Annotated in this window: 6 protein-coding genes; 1 reads left to right on the top strand and 5 read right to left on the bottom strand. The window is 68.0% G+C overall.

Annotated elements, in window-relative coordinates; all coding sequences use genetic code 11:
* The 5 genes from AB4Z27_RS27230 to AB4Z27_RS27210 all read right to left on the bottom strand — a co-directional run.
* On the bottom strand, positions 1 to 787 hold a 787-nt coding region (locus AB4Z27_RS27230), incomplete at its 3' end, for an ATP-binding cassette domain-containing protein (protein ID WP_441645738.1).
* A 31-nt stretch (positions 788 to 818) separates the two neighbouring features.
* A complete protein-coding gene (gene ssuC / locus AB4Z27_RS27225; protein WP_092289399.1) occupies positions 819 to 1,613 on the bottom strand; it encodes an aliphatic sulfonate ABC transporter permease SsuC in 795 nt (264 codons plus the stop codon).
* 19 nt (positions 1,614 to 1,632) lie between these two features.
* Positions 1,633 to 2,796, bottom strand: a complete 1,164-nt coding sequence (gene ssuD / locus AB4Z27_RS27220) for an FMNH2-dependent alkanesulfonate monooxygenase (protein WP_092289401.1) — start codon at positions 2,794 to 2,796, stop codon at positions 1,633 to 1,635.
* A 39-nt stretch (positions 2,797 to 2,835) separates the two neighbouring features.
* Positions 2,836 to 3,876, bottom strand: coding sequence for a sulfonate ABC transporter substrate-binding protein (locus AB4Z27_RS27215; protein ID WP_092289402.1), 1,041 nt, complete (start codon positions 3,874 to 3,876; stop codon positions 2,836 to 2,838).
* A gap of 272 nt (positions 3,877 to 4,148) precedes the next feature.
* The gene (locus AB4Z27_RS27210; RefSeq protein WP_092289404.1) at positions 4,149 to 5,153 is read right to left on the bottom strand and encodes a sulfate ABC transporter substrate-binding protein; all 1,005 of its coding nucleotides are present in this window, start codon (positions 5,151 to 5,153) and stop codon (positions 4,149 to 4,151) included.
* A 531-nt stretch (positions 5,154 to 5,684) separates the two neighbouring features.
* Here AB4Z27_RS27210 and AB4Z27_RS27205 point away from each other — a divergent pair.
* The gene (locus tag AB4Z27_RS27205) at positions 5,685 to 7,439 is read left to right on the top strand and encodes a YadA family autotransporter adhesin (protein WP_441645736.1); all 1,755 of its coding nucleotides are present in this window, start codon (positions 5,685 to 5,687) and stop codon (positions 7,437 to 7,439) included.
* Positions 7,440 to 7,477: the final 38 nt, after the last annotated feature.

Raw genomic sequence — 7,477 nt, 5'->3', positions numbered from 1 at the left:
GTTCCGCAAACGCCGCCGCGCCGCGTTGGCGGGGCCGGGGCAGGTCCACGCGCTGGTCCAGCGCGATGCGGCCGTCCTCGATCAGCACCACGCGGTCGGCCAGCGCAATCGCCTCGGACACATCGTGCGTAACCAGCAGTGCCGTGAAGCCGAGCCGGCGCCACAGGGACTCGATCAGCCCCTGCATCTCGATGCGCGTCAGCGCGTCCAGCGCGCCGAGCGGCTCATCGAGCAACAGCAGGCGCGGATGGTGGACCAGCGCCCGCGCCAGTGCCACGCGCTGCCGCTGGCCGCCGGAGAGCCGCGCGGGCCATTCGCCGGCACGCTCGGCCAGCCCCACCTGGGCCAGCACGTTGGCCGCGTCGTCGCGGCGCGTGCGCGGCAGGCCCAGCGCCACGTTGTCCAGCACGCGCTTCCACGGCAGCAGGCGCGCGTCCTGGAACATCACGCGGATGTCCTCGCGCACCGCCTTGCCTGCCTTGGCTTCGCTGGTGTCGATGGTGACGGCGCCGCCATCGGCCGCCTCCAGCCCCGCCACCAGCCGCAGCAGCGTGCTCTTGCCGCAGCCGCTACGTCCGACGATGGCCACGAACTCGCCCGGCTGCGCCTGCAGGTCGATGCCGTGCAGCACCTCCCGGCCGTTGTAGCGCTTGACCACCTGCTCCACGCGCAGGGACACCCCCCCTGAAGGTCGGGTATCGCGCGTCACCGGCCGCGTCGGGGCGCGGGCGGCCAGCCCTGCGTCGAGGTAGGCCAGCGCCGCTTGTTCCACCGGATGGGTATGCATCGTCGACTCCTTGTTCGTTGTCATGCCGCGTTCAGGCGGACTGGTAGCCCGGATGCCAGCGCAGCCAGAAGCGCTCCAGCGCGCGCGACAGCACGTCCGCCAGCTTGCCAAGCAGCGCGTAGAGCAGGATGCCCACCAGCACCACATCGGTCTGCAGGAACTCGCGCGCGTTCATCGTCATATAGCCGATACCTGACTGCGCAGAGATCGTCTCGGCAACGATCAGAATCACCCACATCAGGCCGAGCGAGAACCGCACGCCCACCAGGATGTTCGGCAGCGCGCCGGGCAGGATCACCTCGCGGTACAGCCGCCAGCCGGACAAGCCGTAGCTGCGCGCCATCTCCACCAGCCCCGGGTCCACCGCGCGAATGCCGTGGTAGGTATTCAGGTAGACCGGGAAGAACACACCCAGCGCCACCAGGAACAGCTTGGCGGTCTCGTCGATGCCAAACCAGAGGATCACCAGCGGAATCAGCGCCAGCGTGGGGATGTTGCGCACCATCTGGAGCGTGCTGTCGAGCAGCGTGGCGGCGGTGCGGAAGGTGCCGGTCAGCAGCCCGAGCACGAGGCCCAGCCCGCCACCCACCGCCAGCCCGACCACCGCGCGCCAGGTGCTGACCCAGACATGGCGCCACAGCTCACCGGAGGCGGCCAGCGACCACGCGGCCTCCACCACGGCCAGCGGCGCCGGCAGCACGCGGTTGGACAGCCACCCCAGTTGCGAGGACGCCTGCCACACGCCAATCAGCAGCACCGGCACGATCCACGGGGCGATGGCCTGCGCGTTGAGGGTCGGCACGGAAATGCGTTTCGATTGAGACATCTTGAGACCCTCCCCCGCGCTAGCTCTGCGACGCACGCGGCACGATGCCGGTGGCCATCACTTCGCCGAACGGCCCGGACAGCACCTGTCCCGGCAGCTTCTCCCGCACGGTGCGCGGCAGCAGCGGGAAAACCAGCTCGGCGAAGCGGTACGCTTCTTCGAGGTGCGGGTAGCCGGACAGCACGAAGGTGTCGATGCCCAGCGCCGCGTATTCCTCGATACGCGCCGCCACGGTCTGCGGATCGCCGACCAGCGCCGTGCCGGCACCGCCGCGCACCAGCCCCACGCCGGCCCACAGGTTAGGACTGATCTCAAGCGCCTCGCGGGTGCGCTTGGCCCCGCCCGCGTGGAGCGCGGCCATGCGGCGCTGCCCTTCCGAATCCATCTTGGCGAAGACGGCCTGCGCGCGCGCCACGGTCTCATCGTCGAGCCGGCTGATCAGGTCCTCGGCGGCGGCCCAGGCGGCATCGTCGGTCTCGCGCACGATCACATGCAGGCGGATGCCGAACTTGACCGTGCGGCCATGCTTCGCCGCGCGGGCGCGCACATCGGCCAGCTTCTTCGCCACGTCTGCCGGCGGCTCGCCCCAGGTCAGGTAGGTATCGACCTGCTCGCCCGCCAGTTCGTGCGCGGCCTCGGACGACCCGCCGAAGTACACCGGCGGATGCGGGCGCTGCACCGGCGGGTACAGCACCCGGGCGCCCTTCACGGTCAGATGCTTGCCGCTGAAGTCGATCTGCCCGCTGTCATGGCTGGCGGCCAGCACGTCGCGCCAGATGCGGATGAACTCCGCCGAGGCTTCGTAGCGCGCCGCATGGTCGAGGAACACACCATCGCCTTCCAGCTCCGCCACATCACCGCCGGTGACCAGATTCACGAGCAGCCGCCCGCCGGAGAGTCGGTCGAACGTGGCCGCCATGCGCGCGGCCAGCGTCGGCGTCATCAGGCCAGGCCGCACGGCCACCAGGAACTTGAGCTGGCGCGTCACGGCGGACAACGCCGACGCCGCCACCCACGGGTCTTCGCACGAGCGGCCGGTGGGAATCAGCACGCCTTCGTAACCGAGCGTATCGGCGGCGACGGCAATCTGCTTCAGATAGTCGAAGCTGACCTCGCGCGCGCCTTCGGACGTGCCCAGGTAGCGGCTGTCGCCATGGGTGGGGATGAACCAGAACAGTTGCATGTCGGGCCTCGTGATTTATCTAGATAGGGGGACCAGGGATCAGCGTTGTGCCTGCTGGGTCGACGCCTTGCCGGCCGGCGGCGTCCAGGCGGCATCGGCCACCTGGATCGGCTTGGGAATCAGCTTGAGCGTGTGGAAGGCATCGGCAATGCGCTGCTGCTCGGCCAGCACAGCGGGCGTGACCGGCTTCGCGCCATAGGAAAATCGGGAAACGGCGAGGTCTAGCACGGTGGCGTCGAGGCCGGTTTCCTTCACCAGCACCGCGCTGGCGTCCTTCGGATGCTTCTCGGCCCACTGGCCCAGTTGCGCGAGTTCGTCGAGGATGGTGCTCACCACGTCCGGCTTGGCCTGCGCGTAGGGGCGCGAGGCCAGGTAGAACTGGTGATTGCTGACCACGTTCTTGCCATCCGCGCTGCGTCCGTCGATCAGCACGCGCGCGCCCAGCTGCTTCTCGGCGGCGGCCAGGAACGGGTCCCAGATCACCCAGGCGTCCACGGCGCCGCGCTCGAAGGCAGCCCGGGCATCGGCGGGCGGCAGGTAGACCGGCTGGATCTCGCTGTAGGCCACGCCGGCCGCCTCCAACTGCTTCACCAGCAGGTAGTGCACGTTCGAACCCTTGTTCAGCGCCACGCGCTTGCCGCGCAGGTCCGCCACGGACTTCAGCGCGGAGCCCTTCGGCACCACGATGGCCTCGGCGGTSGGCGCGGGCGGCTCATTGCCGATGTAGGCCAGTTGCGCGCCGGCGGCCTGGGCAAAGATCGGCGGGGCYTCGCCCACSGTGCCGAAATCGACGGCGCCCACGTTGAGCCCCTCCAGCAGCTGCGGGCCAGCCGGGAACTCGGTCCACTTGACCGTAATGCCCTGCGGCGCAAGACGTTTCTCAAGCGTGCCGCGCGCCTTGAGCAGCGTCAGCGTGCCGTACTTCTGGTAGCCGATGCGCAGCAGCTTCGGGTTCACAGTCTGCGACTGGGCCTGTACCGGGGCGGCCAGCAGCCCGTAGGCCAGGCCGGTGGCGAGTACCAGCGCGCCCGTCAGCAGGCGGCGGCGTTTGAAAAGGGAGCGAGCGATGGGCGATGTCATGCGAGTTGTCCTAAATCTGTCTGAAAGTGGAATCGGATAGCAACCGGCGACAGGCCTCCCTGCCGGCTGTCGAACAGCGGCATCGGGCACGTGGTCTTCCGGGAATGCGGCGCGCGTCAGGCGCGGCGCGGGGGATTCAGGTCAGGCGGGACATCGCCGGCGGGCGATGCGGAACAGGCTGGCGGACATCGGGCGCTCCTTGTTGGGTCTTCCTGATGGGTCTTCCGGATGGGCCGGGGCGGCGCACGCGATGGCGCCACCCCGTGACGGATTTACTTCCGGCCCGGCTGGTAGACCTGGTCGAACGACCCGCCATCGGCGAAGTGCGTCTTCTGGGCCTTCTGCCAGCCGCCAAATACCTCGTCGATCGTGAACAGCTTCACCTTCGGGAAGTTGGCCGCGTACTTGGCCGCCACCTTCTCGGAAATCGGCCGGTAGTAGTTCTTSGCGGCGATTTCCTGGCCYTCGTCGGTGTAGAGGAACTGGAGGTAGGCTTCGGCCGCCTTGCGGGTGCCCTTCTTGTCCACCACCTTGTCCACCACCGCCACGGGCGGCTCGGCCAGGATCGAGACCGACGGGGCGACGATATCGAACTTGTCCGGACCCAGTTCCTTGATGGCCAGGATGGCCTCGTTCTCCCAGGCGATCAGCACGTCGCCCAGGCCGCGTTCCACGAAGGTGGTGGTGGCACCGCGCGCGCCGGAATCGAGCACCGGCACGTTCTTGAGCAGCGCCGAGACGAAATCGCGGGCCTTGGCGTCATTGCCGCCCGGCTGGCGCAGCGCATAGCCCCACGCGGCCAGGTAGTTCCAGCGCGCGCCGCCCGAGGTCTTYGGGTTCGGGGTGATCACCTGCACGCCCGGCTTGATCAGATCGCCCCAGTCCTTGATCTGCTTGGGATTGCCCTTGCGGACCAGGAACACGATGGTCGAGGTGTACGGCGAGGCGTTGTGGGGGAGGCGCTTCTGCCAGTCCGGCTTGATCCAGCCCTTTTCRGCGATGGCGTCGATGTCGTAGCCGAGCGCCAGCGTGACCACGTCGGCGTCCAGCCCGTCGATCACGGAGCGGGCCTGCTTGCCCGAACCGCCGTGCGACTGGCGAATCGTCACGGCATCGCCACCCTGCGCCTTCCAGGCCTTGGCGAAGGCCGCGTTCACATCCACGTACAGCTCGCGCGTGGGGTCATACGATACGTTCAGCAGATTGGTGGCCGAGGCGGTCTGGGCGGCGCCGAGCGCGGAAAGTACGGCGAGGCCGATGGCCAGCTTGCGAATCATCTTGTCTTGCTCCCGTCTAGTGTCGTGAATGGCGTGGAAACCGGCCCGGATGGCTTCCGGGCTTCTGTCAGGGTTAGAGACTACCGACGGGGTCTTCTGAACGGAACGAATGGTTTCGCCGATCCAAGCACGAAATCCGCATAAGAACGGGCAGGAATATGCACATATCCGCCCGAAAGGCGCCGGGGCGGCGCCCAAAAAAGAAAGCCCGCGAAGCCGGAGAAGCATCGCGGGCCAAGTTTCCATTTCCGGAAACGGGTAGACAAGTCATGAAGAGCGCCCCCGCATCTCCATGACGGATGCCATCGTAACGACCGAGCCCTCGAATCACCTTGACTCAGATCAAGCGTCGGCAAAGCCGACGGCGCTGCCCGACTTCGCCCGGTCGTCCGTACCGTCGTTTTCAAAGATTTGGCTATTCAGGACCAAGCCCCCAACCTCCATTATTGGTGACATGCGGGAAGCCTTGGACGCCTAGCAAAAGTCTGAAGACTGCTCAGCCTCATTTGACTACGGTAGGAAGCGAAGATTATGAAAACGTCACGGAAAAGCACCAAKAACATCAAGTCCACCACGGCATTGCTGGCGATCAGCGCGTCCATCCTGAGCGCCGAAGATTCACGGGCCGGCTCGCTGGATGGCGGCAGGGCGACCGGCTCCAATGGCGCAATTGCTATTGGCAACCAGGCCCATGCCTCCGGCACGAGCGCCGTTGCGCTCGGCAATGGCGCCACGGCCTCCCACCACTCCGCCACAGCGATTGGCGTAGACGCCAAGGCTACCGCCCTCATGAGCACAGCCCTGGGCCCCAAAGCCCATGCCGCCGGTGTCTTCTCCACCGCGCTTGGCTTGAACTCCATCGCCAGCGGCATGAACTCCGTCGCGCTCGGTGCCGGGTCCACCGCTACGGATCTCAATACGGTAGCCGTCGGCAGTGCAACTACCCGTCGCACGATCACCCACATGGCGGCTGGCCGAGGGGATACCGACGCCGCCAACGTGGGCCAATTGCGCGGGATTGCGGCGGGTCTGGGCGGTGGCGCCTCGGTCAGCGCCGATGGCACCGTCTCCGCGCCGAMCTATACCGTCGGCGGCACCACCGTCAACAGCGTGGGCAACGCCATTACCAGTCTCGATGGCCACATCGCCACGGTCGATGGCCGCGTCAGCACGGTCGATAACCGGGTCACCACCGTCGATGGGCGCGTCAGCACGGTCGATGGCCGGGTCACCACCGTCAATGACCGCGTCACCACGGTCGATAACCGGGTTGCCGCAGTCGATGGCCGCGTCAGCACGCTCGATGACCGGGTCACCGCAGTCGATGGCCGCGTCAGCACCGTCAATGACCGCGTCACCACGGTCGATAACCGGGTTGCCGCAGTCGATGGCCGCGTCACGACGGTCGATAACCGTGTGACCAACGTCGAAGGCTCGGTGGCCCAGGTCACCAACCGGATCAACCGGGGCGCAGTCGGGCTGGTCAGGCAGGACGGCGCGGCGGGCGACGTCAACGTGGCCGCCACCCAAGGCGGCACGGTGATGAACGTGGCCGGCACGGACGGCGCGCGCCTGCTCACCGGCGTGGCCGACGGTGTGATTGGCGCGGGCAGCACGGATGCCATCAACGGCAGCCAGATCCACAGCCTGGCGGAGCGGCTGGCGAAGACCGGAGGCGTTGGCGTGTACTTCCAGGCGGTGGGCCGGTACGGCGGCAGCGCCGAGGCCGCCAGCGTCCGGCCGGATAGCGGCGGCATGGCAGCCGGCAGCGCCGCCGAGGCCAGCGGCGACGGCGCCGTGGCCCTGGGCGCCGACGCCCGGGCCCTCGGCGACAACAGCGTGGCACTGGGCGCCGGCTCGGTTGCGGACCGTGCGGACACCGTCTCGGTGGGCGCCGCCGATGCCGAACGCCAGATCGCGAACGTGGCGGCCGGCACCGAGGACACCGACGCGGTCAACCTCGGCCAGATGCGCAACCACACGGGCCAGAGCAACAGCCAGACGTTGATCCAGGCCAATACCTACGCCAGCCGGCTGGTCGGCGCGGTGCGCCGCGACGCCCACGCCGGCACCGCGTCGGCCATGGCGATGGCAGGCCTGCCGCAGTCGGTCCGGCCGGGCAAAGGCATGGCGTCGATGGGTGCCTCCGGGTACAGCGGGGAATCCGCGATCGCGCTGGGCGTCTCCAAGATGTCGAGCAGCGGGAAGTGGGTCTATAAGGCCATCGTGTCCTCCAACACGCGCGGCAACTATGGCTCGACGGTCTCCGCCGGCTTCCACTGGTAAGCCACGACAGCGGGCGCCACGCCAGCAAAGCCCGTCTC

The sequence above is a fragment of the Cupriavidus sp. KB_39 genome, from assembly GCF_052114485.1.
Taxonomy (GTDB): domain Bacteria; phylum Pseudomonadota; class Gammaproteobacteria; order Burkholderiales; family Burkholderiaceae; genus Cupriavidus.
Note: the sequence above shows the minus strand (reverse complement) of the source record. Positions and strands in the feature narration are given on the sequence as shown.